Source organism: Paenibacillus sp. FSL H7-0323 (genome assembly GCF_038002725.1).
GTDB lineage: Bacteria > Bacillota > Bacilli > Paenibacillales > Paenibacillaceae > Paenibacillus_AQ > Paenibacillus_AQ odorifer.
On the sequence record NZ_JBBODB010000001.1, the window covers coordinates 6,651,666 to 6,668,761 of the forward strand.

The following is a 17,096-nucleotide window of genomic DNA, read 5'->3' on the forward strand; positions in this document are numbered from 1 at the left end:
GAGGTGCCTTATGTTAAAAGGAATTCCTAAGCTGCTGTCTCCGGAGCTGGTACGCATTCTGATGGAGATGGGTCATGGGGATGAGCTTGTATTGGCTGATGCGAATTATCCCGGACATTCGTTGAATCCGAGGGTACTGAGATATGATGGCATCGGTATTCCCGAACTGCTGGATGCCATCTTAGAGTTGTTACCTCTGGATCATTACGCAGAGCAACAGGTGGCTTTTATGGCAGTAGTTGCAGGAGATCCAACTGTGCCGGTTATCTGGTCCACATACGAGACAATCATCGCCAAACATGATGCTGAAGCCACGATTAAACAGGAGGAACGTTTTGATTTCTATAACCGTTCTAAGCAAAGTTATGCAGTTATAGTTACTGGTGAAGAAGCGTTGTATGGGAACGTTATTCTTAAAAAAGGCGTTATTAAAAGTTAAAATAAGGGAAACGAAGCCGCTAACCGCTTGGGTGACCAAGGAGTTAGCGGCTTTTTATGCTGCAAGGATAAGTATTTATAACCGGATTACTCGGTACTCATATGCACCAAGGGAGAGGGGGCCGCAGGCCACGGATTTGCCTGAGAGAACATCATGTCCGTCCCGCGGGAGTGTGAGACTTCCCCCGTGTCCATCCATATTTACAAGGGTCCAGACTTCGGCAGACTGGTCATCGCTTCTAGGGCAGACAAGGGTTCCCTTAGTGACATTACTGCGTAGGGTGACACCAGCACGTTCTGCATAATGATCAATGAGTTTATATAACATTAGGTCGCCTTCTTCACCGGCAGGCATTGAACCCAGCATAACAATAGTACCTTGTCCGTAAGGCTGCTCCGTCAGGAAGGACAACCCCGGCGTCACCCCCTCCGTAACCATTCCGATACTGGAAACGGACTCTGAAACGGGTTCAAAAACAGAACTCCACAAGGACAAGGGAGCAGATACCCCAAAAGCGTGTCCAATCGTGCCTGTTGATTCCAGCGGATAGGTAAACTTAGTTTTGACGCCTGCTAACCGCTCTAATTCCCCAAGTCCGGCATTCGTATGAAGGGTATGCTCCTTCGTTCGTCCTCCGGTAAGAGGACCGACAATCCAAATCCCGCCAGCTGCTGTGAAGGCCAGGGCACTTTGCACATACTCGGGGGACAAATAATGTACGAATGGAGTGAATAACAGCTTGTATCCGGTTAAGTCTCCGCCTTCGGGCAGCAGATCCCTGTGAATGCCCATATGAAGAATTCTTTTGTAGAAATCGCCCAGCAGACTACGATAATTTAGCTTCCGATGAGGTTCAGTTGCGAGATAAGCTTTGGTTCTGTCCGAATAGGTGATCGCAACATCTGCCCGAAGGGGCCGGGTGGAGAGCATAATTTGTTCAATTTCCCGCCGTGCTTGATTGGCCTCCAGCACATTAACGTACCCTAGAGCTGGTTCTCCCCAGGCACTAAGGATCGAGCTATGTGTTTGTTCACTTCCGGAAGTATGCTGGCGCCAGAGCCAATAGCAAAATGCACCTGCACCCAGCGCATAGGCGGCAACTGCTTCTGCTTTCAGATATCCATTCGGATGGGGCACACCAAAACTGACTAGAGATGCGGCAAACGAGGGTCCGGTCTCCATTATCCAGAAATCTTTTCCCGGCTTGAAATTTCGCCACAGATCACAGTTAAGCAGATAAGCATGCATATTTTCCTGTGAGGCATAGGTGTCGTAGGCAGCAAAGTCGAGATTTTGAAATAGCCGCTCATTATCTAGATGAAAAGCGACACTGCTGTTGTGGGTAATTGGCGCAGTGGAGTGGCGGCGGATAATATCAGCCTGCTCATCGGCGAATTCAGCGATCTTTTCCATTGAAAATAAGCGATACATCGTCCGCAGGGATGAATTGTGGAGGAAAGGTGCGGGTCCTGGCTGTGGCACCTGATCAAAACGTTGATAAGTTTGGCTCCAGACGGCTGTTCCCCATGCCTCATTCAACCTTTCAATGGAGCTGTAGCGCTGCTGCAACCAGATATGCCATAAGCCTTTACAGGTCTCACACATACACTCCGCCACATGCGCTTTGAATTCGTTATCAAGCTGCCAGGCGGTTAACCCCGGCAGTACTCCGGTCTCCTTGGCAATATGCTCCGTAATGATGGCAGCCCGCTTACGAAAATAAGGATTGTTGGTACAAATATGCTGCCGTGCTCCATGTCCCATTACCGTTCCGCTTTCATCCACATAACAGCGCTCAGGATGTCCATGAGTAAGCCAGATGGGGGGTGTAGGTGTCGGCGTACACATTACTGTGTCAATTCCGTTTCTATGTAACCTTTCGATATATTTCACGACGGGGCCGATATCAATCTTATCTTCTTCTGGCTCCAAAGCAGACCAAATGAATTCTCCGATTCGTACGATATTAATCCCCGTTTCTTTCATTAGAAGGATGTCCTGCTTAAGCACCTCTTCACTCCATAGCTCGGGATACCAAGCAGCACCGTAGTATAGCTTGTTCTTCAATTCAGTTCCTCCTTTAAGGCAAACATTTGCTGGAAATCATCACTTGGAATCATAGGTGCTTAATGTCTTACGGACAATAGTAAACTTTTGCGCGGTTTGGACTTTTTAGATAAAATGGGATTTTTAGCTTATATAAAGCGTTCAAAAAAGTCCGATTGCTGGAAAAAATCACTAGCAGCATAATAGGAGTCGCAGTAAGGGTGATTGCAGTAATCCATGGCTACAGTAATCGCGAGCTGTACATGACAAATGGAGGTGAACAGGATGAAGCACGTAACAGTTCCGGGAACTGCAGAACAACAGCCAAAGCCGCAGACCTATCGAAATATCCGGGTAAGAAGATGGAAACGTTTTAAACGTGATAAATGGTTATATATTCTGCTGCTCCCTGGAGTCCTTTATTTTCTTGTTTTCAAATATGTTCCGATGTGGGGCGTGCTGCTGGCTTTTAAGAATTACCAGCCGTTTCTTGGTTTTCAGAAAAGTGAATGGGTAGGTTTTGAGCATTTTCGTGTTTTTTTCCAGAATCCCGATTTCTTTATGCTGCTGCGCAATACGTTATTGTTATCGTTTTATAATTTGATTTTCTTTTTTCCGGCGCCGATTATTCTGGCACTGCTTCTAAACGAAATACGGCTTTCCTTCTATAAAAAGACGATACAAACGATGATTTATGTTCCGCACTTTATATCCATGGTCATTGTGGCCAGTATGAGCTATGTATTTTTAACTACGGAAGGCGGGACTGTAAATGAGTTTTTGTATACGTTTACAGGCAGGAAAATAGACTTTCTAGCTAATCCTGACTGGTTCCGTCCATTGATTATTCTCCAGACGATCTGGAAGGAGTGCGGCTGGGGGACGATTATATTCCTGGCAGCGCTGGCCGGTGTAGATGTGGAGCAATATGAGGCTGCGGTAGTAGATGGTGCGAACCGGTGGCGGCAGATTTGGCATATTACGTTGCCTGCTATCCGCAGTACAATCGTTATTTTACTTATTCTTCGGATGGGAACGATTTTGGATAACGGTTTTGAACAAATTTATTTAATGATGAATGCTCTTAATCGTGAAGTAGGTGAGGTGTTCGATACCTATGTATACGCACTGGGGATTACCCAGGGAGCTTTTAGTTACAGCACGGCTGTTGGATTATTTAAATCAATAATCGGTGTGACGCTTGTGCTCGGGACGAATTGGATCGCCAAAAAATTTGGTGAATCTGGACTTTATTGAGAAGGGAGAAGCTTGCTGTGGCCAAACAATACAAGAGTACGGGTGGAACTGCATTTGATATATTCAATTATATATTTTTAGGGATTATCGGGATCGTAGCGATTCTCCCTTTCCTCTTTGTGGTTTCGGGCTCCTTCGCTACAGATGCGGAAATTACTAAACGTGCCGTATTCCTGATCCCGACCACGATTTCATTTGACGCCTACCGGTTTATCTTTTCAACAGATACGATTATGCGCAGTATAGGGGTTTCTATTTATGTTACGGTAATCGGAACTGTCGTTAATTTATTCTTCACGGTAACTATGGCTTATCCGATGGCAAAACGATATCTGATGGGCCGTAATTTGGTACTCAACCTTGTTATTTTTACGATGCTGTTTGGTGGAGGAATGATTCCAACCTATCTCGTCATTCGGGAGCTGCATCTGCTGGATACGCTCAATTCTCTTATTTTACCGGGAGCAATTAGCGCCTTTAACCTGATTATTGTCAAAAACTTTTTTCAGGAGCTGCCTATAGAAATGGAAGAAGCGGCGCGTATTGATGGTTGTTCTGAGCTGGGCTTGTTGTGGAAGATAGTCCTTCCTTTATCCAAACCGGTTCTCGCTACATTTACGTTGTTCTATGCTGTGGGACATTGGAACAATTTCTTCTCGGCACTGCTCTATATTACGGATCCGACAAAATGGCCTTTGCAGGTGATGCTGCGACAGATCGTAATGTTATCCCAATCTGCGGCTGGCGATATGAGTTCTATGGATCCAAGCTTTGTGCAGCCACCGGAGCAGTCGATTAAAATGGCGGTTATTGTAGTAGGTACTCTACCAATTTTATGTGTGTACCCATTTCTGCAAAAACATTTCGCTAAAGGGGTGATGCTGGGTTCTGTTAAAGGATAACAAACTTAACTTATTCCAATTTGGAGGTATAATAATGGAAGCTAATCGTTCGGTAAAAAAGAAGCGCTGGTTGTTACTTTTACTTGTGGCTATGATGGTTACAACTGTTGTTGCAGGTTGCTCAGGTAATGAATCTGCAGGTTCTAACAGCAAAAGTGAGGGAAGTAGTAATACTGGAGAAGAGAAAAGCGAGTCCCCGCTGGATCTGACCCTCATGCTGCCGATATTCAAAACAAATTATCCGAAGGATGGCAGTCCGGTTGCTGCTGAACTGGAGAAACAGACCAATACAAAAATCCACTTTGAGTGGGTCCCGAATGCATCTTATGCAGATAAATTTAATATTACGCTAGCTTCTGGGAAGCTGCCGACCATTATCTACGTGGGGGATGTTAAGGCTTCTAGTTTTGTGAACGCTGCCAAATCGGGTGCATTCTGGGAAGTAGGGCCTTACCTTAAGGATTATCCGAATTTAAGCCAAGCGAACCCGGTTATTCTGAAAAACTCGGCCATTGATGGGAAGAATTACGGGATCTATCGGGGGCGTGTACTCGGCCGTAACGGTATGGTTTTCCGCAAGGATTGGCTGGAGAAGGTGGGGTTGCAAACACCGCAGACGGTGGATGATTTCTACAATATGCTGAAAGCGTTCAAGGAAAAAGATCCAGACGGCAATGGTAAAGAGGATACGTATGGCATGGTGCTTGTCAAATGGAGCGGCCAGTGGGCCAGCGGTTTTGATACCATTAAGTTATGGTTTGGAACACCGAATAAATGGGGCGTGCAAGATGGCAAGCTGGTGCCTGAGCATGAATATCCAGAATATTTGGAAGCGCTTAAGTTCATGAAGAAGCTGTATGATGAGAAATTGATCAACTCCGACTTTGCTGTAATGGACAGTGCCAAATGGACAGATCCGATCGTGAACAATAAGGCAGGAGTAATCGTCGATGTGGTCGATACAGGCGCCCGGGTGGATGATAAAATTCACGCTGCGCTAGAAAAAGAAGGCAAAGACGAACCGGATAAACATTATGTAGATGTAAGCGGGGGCGTAACAGGTACGGATGGCAAGCTACACACATTGCCGACCTCTGGTTTCTCGGGCATGCTGGCTATTCCAAAATCATCTGTGAAGAGCGAAGAAGAACTGAAACGGGTACTGGCTTTTCTAGATCAAATCAATAATCCGGAATTACAAACGATGTTAGGTTTTGGTTTGGAAGGTACTCACTACACTATGGTGGATGGTTTTATTGAACGCTCCAAAGACACTGTACTTGTGGAGTCAGAAGTGGAAGGTCTAAACCAAATATTGGCCTATATTCCTGAGGATAAGTCCAAGACTGTAGCACAAACGCCGCTGCGTCTTAAACAAACTGAAGTTCAAAAGGCAAATGAAGCTTCGATCGTGGTTAATCCGGCAGAGGCCTTTATTTCCACAGTATATTCGCAAAAGGGTGCTCAACTCGACAATGTAATTAATGATGCACGCATAAAGTATATTGTAGGACAAATTGATGAAGCTGAATTGAAATCCGCATTTGACGTATGGAGAAAAACAGGTGGAGATGATTTAGTAAAGGAAATGAACGAATTATACGCTAAGGCTGACCAATAGATCCTTCCTAGTGCTTTTATCCGGCTGGAAAGGATCTGAGGAGCAAAACGAATGTGGTTCGATTGCACTTCAAATTTATCTGATTCGGCTGGTGAGAGCATAGTGATGAGAAATGTGGCGAAATGGAAGCGTTATACAAAAGGCTGGTCAGGCTGTAAAGGCCGGTATTATCGGAAAAACCTGATCATTATGCTGGTGGTGTCATCCATTCCGGGGTTTATTATTGGTGCGCTTGTCTACTGGATGGCAGGGGGACGTCTGGAGAGCGAGCTGCTGCAGATGCATAACAGGCAGATTGAACAGCGGGCGGCTAATATTGATGATCAGCTGTCCAATCTGGAGCTGATGCTGGCACATTGGGCTTTTGATCCCAAGTTTGATTACAGCTTGAATGGCCTTGATTTTATTCAGGATCATGAGCGGGCTTGGGATATTACGAAGACACTCGTAGTGATGCAGGGCTCGAACACGATGACGAGTAACGTTGAACTCTATCTATCAGGAGATCATCCATTACTATTTAATCCCGAATATGGCACGATTGACTCCAGCATGGTTTCTGGTCAATATGACAAATTGATTGATACTGAACAAAGCACCTATTGGACGCAGTGGGCATTCGATCCCAATAAACCAAATGTCAAAGAATTAACGCTTGTCCATCATATTCCGGGCGGAAGCTTGAAGCCCTTCGGGGCTCTTTTGCTCCGCATGGATACGGAGAAAGTAGCTGCGATGCTACGAACTATGACACCTTATAATAGCGGCGAGACATTTTTGCTGCAGACGACGGGGGATTTGTACGTATCTGCTGGAGACAGTGCCGAGGATTCTCCCTTACTTACCGCATTGCATAATGAGATTGTGGAACGGGGCGCGAACCATGAGTCAAATCTTGAGTCCTCTTTTCTCTTCGACTGGGGTAAGGCTACATATGCAGTGACTTATGGTGAGTTTTCCCGACTCTCCGCAGATTGGCTCTATGTGTCCGCTTCACCGATAACCAGCATAATTTCACCTGTCGTCTTCATTTCAAGACTGATATTTTTAGTTAGCTTTAGTGCTTTGCTGCTGGCGGCGATTCTGTCTTGGTTTGCTTCCCGTAAAATCTATTCACCGATAGGACGTTTGCTGCAGACTTTGTTGCCTGACCAAGCGGCGGCTGCGAGTAGGGAGGATGAGTTCATTCTGATTGAACGGCATTGGCAGAACTTGCACGGGGAGAGCCATGCCCTGAAGTACACTCTTTCCGAGCAGCTTCCACATGTGAAGGAAAGCTTCCTGCATCAGCTGTTTCAGGGGTATTTATATTCCTATTCTGAGCAGGATCTGCAAAGCCGGATGCGGCGCTTTAAGTGGGAAGTAGAGGATTGTCATTATATTATTCTTTATATTCAGCTTACAGGCATCTCCAGCCAGGAGGGGAAGTTCCGCAACGGTGATGAAAGTCTTGTATCATTCGCCGCCGTCAATATTATCGGAGAACTGTCTGCCGAGCACTTCAACCAGGCTGATATTATCAATTTCCATGATCTCACGGCAGGATTACTTCTTATCGAACCCGTTGCGAATCCATCGCTGGAAGTGGTGCAAGCCTTTAGCGAAGAACTGACAGGAACGATTAATCGCATGTTAAAAATGAGGGTAACAGTGGCGTTTAGTGCACCGGTTGGAAGGATATCCGGTATTCCGCTAGCGTTCGAGGCTGCGAAGCAAGCCGCTAGTTATCGCCAGTTTGGTGGTGAGAACCAGATTATTAATATGGAGCTACTGGATCGTGAGGGGCAAAGTACGCCTGAACCGCAATATTCGTTCACTTTGGAGCGCGGAATGATTCAGGCCCTGCGCACAGGAGAAGCGGAAGAGGCTTACCGGCTGTTGGAGGAATTTCTGGAGGCACTGTGTGCCAATGGGGCAAAAGTGATTGATGTGCAGCAGGGCATGCTTCATTTGTTAGGCAGTATTCAGCACGCCATTATGGTCTCAGGCATTCATCCAAACCAACTGTTCAAAGGGGCTAATCTGTACGCGGCACTGTCGCAAATTCATGAGCCGAAGCTTATCCTTGCCTGGTTTCAGGAAAAGGTAGTCGCACCGTATCTGACGGAGCTGAGTGAGCGTTCTGATGCCGGAATCAAACGGACGATTGAGCATGCCATGATGTATATCAATGAGCATTATATGGATAATATTTCGCTGGATGGATGTGCGGATTATACAGGGATCAGCCCATTTTTACTGAGTAAATCATTCAAACGGGTCACCGGGAAAAATTTCATCGATTATCTGACCGAATTACGGCTTGATAAAGCCAAGGAGCTGCTGCGTGATACCTCGCTGCGAATTAACGATGTAGCTGAACAGGTGGGTTATCAGCATAGCTATTTTAACCGGATTTTTAAGAAACAAGAGGGAATAACCCCAAGCCGCTATAGAGAGCTAAGCCATAATAATGAAGCTCTTTAAAAGTAAAGAGGACGTGCGGCGAAGAACGTATGAAGGAGATGGTTGTTGTGCCTACGGCTCTGCCGATTGGCCTGCATTGGCTAAAAAAGCCCACTATTGATGTGGGTGTTACCTGGGGGGTTCCTTGGAAAAAAGGAGCGCTCGACAGGGAAGCGTTAAAGAATCTCTGCTTAAGTATGCCGAAGAACGAAAAGCATGTGCCGCTGCAAAGCTGGCCAGCAGCTTTTTGGCCAGACGGGAGCATCAAATGGTCCACGCACTCGGTAGTAAACAAAAATTCGGATATTCAGCAGGATTCCTTAGCGACAATGACAATAAATCAAGCGACTCCAGCTACGGAAGTGACTGAGCGACTCACTGTGCAGGAAACAGAGGAAGCTTTCATTATAGATACAGGTGTTATTATTTGCACGGTTAACAAGCAGGGGAAGGGTCTTATCCGCAGTATTGTGCGCAGAAATCCGGCGGACACGGAAGGAACCGAAGTATGCAGTAATGGCGAGCTTGTATGTATACGTGAACAGAGAGATGAGGGTGCTGGCACCCTGAGCATACGTGAGGAGCGATTCGCAGGACGAACGTTAAGGGCCATCCTTGAACAGGGCGGACCTGTTCGCGCAGTGGTGAAGCTAGATGGACTTCACCAAGCTTCGCACAGTGCTCGTGAGTGGCTTCCCTATACGTTACGTTTATATTTTTATGCTGGGCTGGAGTCTATTCGATTAGTTCATACGTTTCATTATGACGGTAATCCACAGCAGGATTTTATTAAAGGATTGGGAATAGAATTCACAGTGCCGCTGCGTGGACCTCTTTACAACTGCCATGTTCGTTTTGCCGGAGATAGCGGCTTGTTTAGCGAGTCTCCTAAGACGTTGCATACACGGCGAACCAAAGGTAAGTACCGTGATTTATTCCTCGATCAGGTAGCAGGATGTGCTGTGAAATTTAATCCAGAAGAGGATGCCTATTTCCTTAATTTATTGGATGACTCCGCCACTTGGGGCAGCTTTCGGCTGGTTCAAGATTCTTCCGAGCATTATGGGATCTGGAAACGGACAGAGGATGGCTGCGCTTGGATCAAGGCAGCAGAAGGCCGCCGGGCAGGTGGGCTTGGTTATGTTGGGGCAGAGGGCGGAGGGCTAGCAATCGGGATGAAGAATTTCTGGCGTAAGCATCCGGCAGGAATGGAGATTGGTTCCATTGCCACTGACGCGGCAGCGCTTACTGTCTGGTTCTGGTCACCTGATGCGGCAGCTATGGACTTGCGGCATTATGATACGAAAACACATGTGGAATCCTCGTATGAAGGTGCAGAAGAATTACGGGCCACTCCATTTGGTATCGCTAATACTAGCGAGCTAACATTCTGGTGTACGGCGCAGACTCCCGGGCCTGAATTGTTGCAGCGGATGCAGGCAGAAGCTGAAGAACCTTCATTGCTGGTTTGCGAACCAACTTATTATCATGAAGCGGGTGCTTTTGGTTTCTGGAGTTTGCCTGATCGGAGCACGCCAGCCAAGGCATATCTGGAAGAGCGGCTGGACGGGATCATCTCCTTTTACAAGGAAGAGATCGAGCAGCGCAAATGGTACGGTTTTTGGGACTACGGAGATTTCATGCACAGCTACGATCCGGTCAGACATGTATGGAACTATGATCTCGGTGGCTGCGCCTGGCAGAATTCCGAGCTGGTGCCAAATATGTGGTTGTGGGTAACGTTTCTCCGGTCCGGGAGAGCGGATGTGTTCCGTATGGCCGAAGCTATGACCAGGCATACGAGTGAGGTAGATGTATATCATTTTGGCGAATACGCCGGACTAGGCTCGCGGCATAATGTCATCCACTGGGGCTGCGGCTGCAAAGAGGCTCGTATCGCCATGGCGGGTCTGCATCGCTACTATTATTATCTGACCGGAGACGAGCGGGTCGGCGATATTATGGACAGTGTAAAGGATGCTGATTATTCAACAGTTACTCTGGACCCGATGCGGGCGTATTTTCCGAAGGATGAATTCCCGACTCATGTTAGGGTGGGTCCGGACTGGGCGGCCTTTAGCTCTAATTGGATGACCCGCTGGGAGCGGTTCGAGGATACCGCTTATCGTGACAAGATTATAACAGGCATGGATTGCATCAAAAGGGCAAATTTACGGCTATTATCTGGTCCCACATATGGTTATGATCCGGCAACTGGCCTATTGTCAGGAATGGGCGACGATAACTGGGGGCGTCATCTAGCGATTAGCATGGGAGGTCCGCAGGTGTGGTTCGAGCTGGCGGCAATGCTGGAGGACCCGGACTGGGAAGATATGCTGGCTGAGTTCGGTGTATTTTATAATTTGCCACAAGAAGAGAAGGACGCATTTACGGGAGGGTTGATTTCAGGAAAACTCCGTTTTGAGCATCCTGTACTCAGCGTAGCCATTGCTGCATATGGAGCATATTACCGCAAGGATCCAGCGACGGCAGAGCGGTGCTGGTCGATTTTGCTGGAGAATCCGTTTGGTTGTGTGAATCTACAGGAGGAAGCTGATCGGGTCACTTATATGACTGAGTTAAATGAGATCGATTGGATGAATACAAATGAAGCCTCGCAGTGGTCTTTAAATACGATCATTGCCTTGGAATTAATCGGTAGTGCTTTACCGGAACGCGCGAATTAAAGGCTTCATTGTGGGGAGGAATGTTTTATGGCTAGGCCGATGCAGGACACGGGTATAGGTGGTTTGATCCCTGAAGCATGGAAACCAATCTACCATAATCCCCTCGCTTCAACTAGTGATATCGCTGGATTCCAGATGGAGGGAGCGGGAGCGGTTTCCTTCCCTTTGCAGCGAATGAGACTGGAGAGTACTATCCATGCCGAGGCCGGACAACAAGCAAATGTCGTTCTCTGGTGTCCAGAAGAGTTCCCGGCAGACCTCGCCGTATCTTGGAATTTCCGCCCATTGCGTGAGCCGGGGTTGGCGATTTTGTTTGTAGCGGCCAAAGGAGAGGGTGGGAAGGATTTATTTGATTCCACGCTTGCTCGTCGTACGGGTGAATATGATCAATACCATCACGGGCAGATAGACACGTATCATATCTCGTATTTTCGCAGGCGTTGGGTGGAAGAACGTGAATTTCATACCTGTAATTTGCGTAAAAGCTATGGTTTTCATCTGGTTATGCAGGCAGCCGATCCGCTTCCGGACGTAAGCGACATGACTGAGCCCTACCGGATGTTAGTGGTGAAGCGTGGTCCTATGCTGTCTTTTGCAATCAATGAACTGCCGATTTTTACATGGATAGATGATGGTGAAACCTATGGGCCGCTACTGACAGGCGGGAAAATTGGGTTCCGACAGATGGCACCCCTGATGGCTGAATACTCAAATCTGACGGTTTTTGGACAGTAATGCGAAGGAGGCTTCAGATTGATGTCTATTATTTATTATTGTTACCCTGAGGGCAGACATAAGGCGCTTACAATGAGCTATGATGACGGCAGACGGGCTGACGAAAGATTGGTAGGACTATTTAACCGCCATGGGATTAGAGGAACATTTCATCTCAATTCTGGCCTGCTGGGTGAAGGTGATCGTATTACGGCAGATGAAATAACTGAGCTGTACCAGGGACATGAGGTATCTGTTCATACGCAACACCATCCGACGATGGCCCGTTGTCCGCAGGAGCAAATCATCCATGAGATTATGGAGGATCGAAAGTGTTTTGAGACGCTGCTCCAGGTGCCGATACGGGGAATGTCTTATCCTAACGGTTCCTTTAACAAGGAGATAAAGAAGCTTTTGCCTCGTTTAGGCATGGAATATGCCCGTGTGGTACAGACCACTGGCGGCGGCTTTGGGCTGCCGGAGGATTGGCTGGAATGGCGGGGGACTTGCCATCATAATGATCATTTGCTGGAGCATGCGGAGCAGTTCGTGAAGCTGCATAAACGGCAGTATTTATATCTGATGTATGTGTGGGGCCATAGTTATGAATTTGATAACGATAATAACTGGGAGCTGATGGAAAGCTTCTGTGAAGCAGTGGGAGGACTAGAGGAAATCTGGTACGCGACAAATATTGAACTCGTTCATTATATGAAGGCTTGTGAAGCCCTTATTTTCTCCGCTGCTCGGGATTTTGTATATAATCCGGGAGCGCTATCTGTCTGGCTGGAAATCGACGGTTTGATTATAGAAGTAGCAGGCGGACAAACCATCCGTTTCCCGGAGATCTAATCGAAGAGAGAAGACAGGAGGATTCTAATGAAAACGAAGGACACACAATTAGTCTATCAGCTGGCAAAAGTAGATATTTCCGCTGCCGGTCCACGCTGCAAAATGCTTATTGGCGATCTGAATGGGGATGGACGTGCGGAAATGCTGCTGGTTCAGCCGGATAATCGCCAGGATGTACGTTATATTCCCCATCAGGTGCAATGCCTGACTGCTTTTGATATGGATGGCAAGCTGCTGTGGCAGGTGGGCACACCCGATCCTGACGCTGGCAGCCAAGGCTCGGATTATCCAGCGCAAATTTATGATTTAGATGGTGATGGGGCGCTGGAAGTATTATGTGTAATGGATGGACGGTTTCATATTCTTGAAGGTTCAACAGGAACGGTTAAGTCGATATACGACTTACCTGCTGAACATGCACATGATTGTATTATCATCGCCAATCTAACAGGGCAAGAACACGCTTCCGACATCATTCTGAAGGACCGTTATCATCAACTGTGGGCCATGGATCAGAATTTCAATTTATTATGGACGCATAAAGGCAATGTAGGACATTATCCGTGGGTTCACGATCTTCATGGAAATGGACAGGATCAAGTGATGGCAGGTTATGATCTGCTTGATTCTAAAGGTGATTTATTATGGAGTTGCCATGATCTTGACGACCATGCGGACTGTATTTGGGTTGGCGATGTGAATGGAGATGGCTATCCTGAACTGGTTGTCGGCGGAAGCGTAACGGTGATGTATGACCGGGACGGACAAGAGCTTTGGCGTTATGACGGCTCTATCGAGTCACAGCATCTGGCGTTAGGCCGATTCCGGCCTGAACTGCCTGGCCTTCAGGTTGCCGGGCTGGACCGAATGATCCGCGAAGATGACGGCAAAGGGCTGAAGGGCAAGGATGCGTTGTTTCTTCTAGACTGTAATGGCAAGGAACTTTGGAAAGAAGAACGTACAAGCGACGGTTGGCTGACTATAGTTGAAGCCGTGAGCAACTGGCAAGCGGGTTCTCCGGATTATATTCTCGCGTACCGCCGGGGAGGCGGAGTATATCCTGCTTTGTACGATGGACATATGCGGGTTGTAGCTGAATTCAAGGAGGAAGGTTATGCCGTTCACGGCGATCTTCTGGGATGTGGCAGGGAACAGGTTGTAATTTATAATGATGAGTCCGCAACGGTATATTCAAGCGAGTGGATAGATATTAGTACCTGTGCCTCCGAGAAATCGTTACCTCAGCCTAAAAGATTGTACAACTCGACGCTGTATCCCGGTGGAGAAATAACGGTGTGAAGGAGGATACGCTTAGTGAGTACTTATATTACAGAATACTTTCCTGATCCTGATTGTATTGCCAAATATAATGGGGGCAAAATCGAAAATGTACTGGCCGCTGTGGCCAGCCGTTTTATCGGTGCCTATCCCCCGCAGCCTCCGGTGTACCGGGTACATTCGCAGAGTGGTTTCAACCGGCTCCGCGACTGCCGTTACGATATGAATCTGGAAGAACGACTGCCGGAGCTAGCGGCAGGACAATTCGTATATGTATGGGGAAAGCTGTGGAGTGACAATGAGGTAGATGCCCCTTTCTCAGTTAGTTGCTATAGTCCAGTTAAGGTTTACATAAATGGACGGCTGGTGTTTAGCTCCAATCTAAATGATGATGTGTTTCCGGACAGAAGGACGTTTTTTCGGGCGAGCATGGGTAAAGGCTGGAACCATCTTGTACTGGAGTATGTTGCAACAGGTACAGGTTGCGGAGGGGTTTTTGGAACGGGCAGTGTCAAAGGTGCACCAGTACACTTTCTTACTCCAACGGCGCAGTTAAGCGGTTGTGAAGGTTGGATTTATAGTGGACCCCAGCAGACATCTTGGGCAGCTTGGCTGGAAGCTGAATTCACTGAAGAGCAAATGACAGCTCGCTGCGTTTGGTTTCCGACACAGCAATGGTCGCCACAGGAACAGGCAACTGGCAACTGTTCACGCATATTTGGGGAAATGCTGGGAGCCAAGGCGTATGCTTGGTGTAAGCTGGAAGTTAACAGCCTACAGAAAGACGACATTCGTCTGCATGGTAGCTATCGTGGAATGGCTGAAATCTCTATCTATGTGAATGGGAAACTTGTAGCTGAGCATCAGAACGTGAAAGGTATGCTTGATATCCAACTGGAGCTTGGTTATGGACTACATGATCTGGTCGTGGAGTCCATCTGTGGAGAGGGGAATTGGGGATTTGAACTGGACGTACGGTCTGGTGGTGTTCAGAGTAGTCTCGTGCAACCATATCCCGTTAAAGGATTAACTGATCCATGGTTGTACCTTGGATTGTTCACCAAGGAGGCAGCGCCGAAAGTCTTAGAACTGACCTCTATGGATACTTTATTTGGGGAAGCGGATGAAGTAACCTTTTGGCGTGTAGACCAACCGAATAGCTGGGTTAGGCCTTATTTGGAGAGTGTTATGTTTGGGCGCTGGAATTACCCTCTAGGCGTAACCCTGTACGGATTGCTGAGAACAGGAGTAGAGCTTAAGGCCCCCCATTATGCCGAATATGCACAACACCATATTGAGCAATGTACAGGGCTGCATAAATATGCCTTATGGGACCTTGTACGTTATGGCGCTCCGGGCATCAATCATCAGCTGGCGCTGATGGATTCGCTGGACGACTGCGGATCCTTCGGGGCAACGATGCTGGAAGCACATAAGCTTCGTCCACTACAGGGCGCACCGGAAGCTGCTGCTGAAATTGCCAATTACATTACTAAAGTGCAGAGCAGGCTGCCTGACGGAGCTTTGTATCGGACCAGTGGCACAGTTGATTTTATGCAGCAGACGATGTGGTGTGATGATCTGTATATGAGCACGCCATTTCTAAGCAAATATTATGAAATGACCGGAAATGCGGCTTATCTTGATGATGCGGCGGTGCAGTTTTTACATTACAAGGAGCGGCTGTTCCAGCCGGAGCTTGGCATTATGCATCATGTGTATGATTATAAGTTTAATAAACCCAATGGCGTGCCTTGGGGCAGAGGTAATGGTTGGGTGATTTTCTCGCTGACTGAGCTGCTTGAAGTTATGCCTGAGCAACATCCGTTGCGAGCTGATTTGCTTGATTATTTCCGCGAGCTTAGTAAAGGCTATCTTAAGCTGCAAGATGAGCGGGGCCTATGGCATCAAGTGTTGACGGATCCTGAGTCCTACGCGGAGGCTTCTTGTACCTCTATGTTTATTTACGCTTTTGCTAGAGGCGTACGCTGCGGTTGGCTGCTGGAACCAGAGTCATACGTAACCTCTGCAATCAACGGCTGGAGTGGCTTAACCCGTTATTGTATTGACAAACAAGGCAATGTTTACGGTGTCTGCCGCGGTTCGGGTTATTCGTTTAACAAACTGTATTATAAAGATGAATTGACCTGGCAATTAAACGATACACATGGGATTGGCATCGTGCTGCTGGCCGGAATTGAGGTTCACAGGCTCGTACGAGATTTGGAAATGAAATCACATGACGAAGCAAAATGAATGGCATGATGAGGAATGAGACGACCGTATTAATCACAAAATTACAGCGGAGCAGCGATACTCCATTAGTGGGGATCGCTGCTCTTTGTTATGCGTTACAGTGCTGCTTAAACCCCCGAAACCCCGAAACCCCCCCCGGTCCCCCCGGCCCCCCGAAACCGCCGATTACTCCTGCTAGACAAAGTTATGCGGACTCAGATGACGTTATTTGCAGATTTATCGCCTTTTGGGGCCATTTTCGGACTCCAGTGACGTTATTGCTTCGAAAACGGCTAATATAGGTAGCTTTTTATGCCAATAGCGACTATGGGGTCCGATAAAATCCCAAAATAGCGATTATGCTGCGAATAAGGTCCACTGGGTCCGATAGCCTCATGAGCTTTGTTCGCGCGAAAAGGTAATCTAGTGACGAGATATTGTTGTTGCTCAGATGCTCCTGATGCTCCTGATGCTCCTGATGCTCCTGATGCTCCTGATGCTCCTGATGCTCCTGATGCTCTTGATGCTCCTGATGCTCCTGATGCCCCCGATGCTCCCGATGCTCCCGATGCTCCCGTCCCAGATGCCCCCATGCCCATGGCAGTTCACATAAGGTACTT

General features: G+C 47.5%; 12 protein-coding genes. 10 read left to right on the forward strand and 2 right to left on the reverse strand.

Annotated features, from left to right (window positions below):
* Positions 1-10 precede the first annotated feature (10 nt).
* Positions 11-439: an L-fucose mutarotase gene (gene fucU / locus MHH89_RS29690; protein ID WP_076282757.1), complete on the forward strand. Its 429-nt coding sequence runs from the start codon at positions 11-13 to the stop codon at positions 437-439.
* Between the two features lie 75 nt (positions 440-514).
* Here the strand turns inward: fucU and MHH89_RS29695 are convergent, their stop codons facing one another.
* On the reverse strand, positions 515-2,506 hold the full coding sequence (locus tag MHH89_RS29695; protein ID WP_076282756.1) for a beta-galactosidase: 1,992 nt from the start codon (positions 2,504-2,506) through the stop codon (positions 515-517).
* A gap of 264 nt (positions 2,507-2,770) precedes the next feature.
* On the opposite strand from MHH89_RS29695, the gene MHH89_RS29700 reads away from it, so the two are divergent.
* Genes MHH89_RS29700 through MHH89_RS29740 form a run of 9 tightly spaced genes read left to right on the forward strand, consistent with a single transcriptional unit; the run spans position 2,771 to position 16,497 of the window.
* On the forward strand, positions 2,771-3,742 hold the full coding sequence (locus MHH89_RS29700; protein ID WP_036675672.1) for an ABC transporter permease: 972 nt from the start codon (positions 2,771-2,773) through the stop codon (positions 3,740-3,742).
* A gap of 17 nt (positions 3,743-3,759) precedes the next feature.
* A complete protein-coding gene (locus MHH89_RS29705) occupies positions 3,760-4,644 on the forward strand; it encodes a carbohydrate ABC transporter permease (protein WP_076130713.1) in 885 nt (294 codons plus the stop codon).
* A 34-nt stretch (positions 4,645-4,678) separates the two neighbouring features.
* Positions 4,679-6,265: an extracellular solute-binding protein gene (locus tag MHH89_RS29710; RefSeq protein ID WP_076220261.1), complete on the forward strand. Its 1,587-nt coding sequence runs from the start codon at positions 4,679-4,681 to the stop codon at positions 6,263-6,265.
* A 51-nt stretch (positions 6,266-6,316) separates the two neighbouring features.
* Positions 6,317-8,731: a helix-turn-helix transcriptional regulator gene (locus MHH89_RS29715; protein ID WP_081392618.1), complete on the forward strand. Its 2,415-nt coding sequence runs from the start codon at positions 6,317-6,319 to the stop codon at positions 8,729-8,731.
* A gap of 29 nt (positions 8,732-8,760) precedes the next feature.
* Positions 8,761-11,397, forward strand: a complete 2,637-nt coding sequence (locus tag MHH89_RS29720) for an exo-rhamnogalacturonan lyase family protein (protein ID WP_341088715.1) — start codon at positions 8,761-8,763, stop codon at positions 11,395-11,397.
* 27 nt (positions 11,398-11,424) lie between these two features.
* Positions 11,425-12,132 carry a DUF1961 family protein gene (locus MHH89_RS29725; protein ID WP_340034170.1) on the forward strand — a complete coding sequence of 236 codons (708 nt, stop codon included), beginning with the start codon at positions 11,425-11,427 and terminating at the stop codon, positions 12,130-12,132.
* A gap of 21 nt (positions 12,133-12,153) precedes the next feature.
* A complete protein-coding gene (locus tag MHH89_RS29730; protein WP_076280517.1) occupies positions 12,154-12,963 on the forward strand; it encodes a polysaccharide deacetylase family protein in 810 nt (269 codons plus the stop codon).
* Positions 12,964-12,990: 27 nt separating this feature from the next.
* Positions 12,991-14,262, forward strand: a complete 1,272-nt coding sequence (locus tag MHH89_RS29735) for a rhamnogalacturonan lyase family protein (RefSeq protein WP_076142506.1) — start codon at positions 12,991-12,993, stop codon at positions 14,260-14,262.
* 15 nt (positions 14,263-14,277) lie between these two features.
* Complete coding sequence (locus MHH89_RS29740) at positions 14,278-16,497, forward strand: glycoside hydrolase family 88/105 protein (RefSeq protein ID WP_249267793.1); 2,220 nt, start codon at positions 14,278-14,280, stop codon at positions 16,495-16,497.
* A gap of 272 nt (positions 16,498-16,769) precedes the next feature.
* Here MHH89_RS29740 and MHH89_RS29745 read toward each other — a convergent pair whose 3' ends face one another.
* The gene (locus tag MHH89_RS29745; RefSeq protein ID WP_076279775.1) at positions 16,770-17,075 is read right to left on the reverse strand and encodes a hypothetical protein; all 306 of its coding nucleotides are present in this window, start codon (positions 17,073-17,075) and stop codon (positions 16,770-16,772) included.
* Between the last annotated feature and the right edge of the window lie 21 nt (positions 17,076-17,096).

Excerpts from the sequence above, each read along its gene's own strand:
- fucU (WP_076282757.1), top strand. The coding sequence starts at position 11 with ATGTTAAAAGGAATTCCTAAGCTGCTGTCTCCGGAGCTGGTACGCATT.
- MHH89_RS29700 (WP_036675672.1), top strand. The coding sequence starts at position 2,771 with ATGAAGCACGTAACAGTTCCGGGAACTGCAGAACAACAGCCAAAGCCG.
- MHH89_RS29710 (WP_076220261.1), top strand. The coding sequence starts at position 4,679 with ATGGAAGCTAATCGTTCGGTAAAAAAGAAGCGCTGGTTGTTACTTTTA.
- MHH89_RS29715 (WP_081392618.1), top strand. The coding sequence starts at position 6,317 with ATGTGGTTCGATTGCACTTCAAATTTATCTGATTCGGCTGGTGAGAGC.
- MHH89_RS29720 (WP_341088715.1), top strand. The coding sequence starts at position 8,761 with ATGAAGGAGATGGTTGTTGTGCCTACGGCTCTGCCGATTGGCCTGCAT.
- MHH89_RS29725 (WP_340034170.1), top strand. The coding sequence starts at position 11,425 with ATGGCTAGGCCGATGCAGGACACGGGTATAGGTGGTTTGATCCCTGAA.
- MHH89_RS29730 (WP_076280517.1), top strand. The coding sequence starts at position 12,154 with ATGTCTATTATTTATTATTGTTACCCTGAGGGCAGACATAAGGCGCTT.
- MHH89_RS29735 (WP_076142506.1), top strand. The coding sequence starts at position 12,991 with ATGAAAACGAAGGACACACAATTAGTCTATCAGCTGGCAAAAGTAGAT.
- MHH89_RS29745 (WP_076279775.1), bottom strand. The coding sequence starts at position 17,075 with ATGGGCATGGGGGCATCTGGGACGGGAGCATCGGGAGCATCGGGAGCA.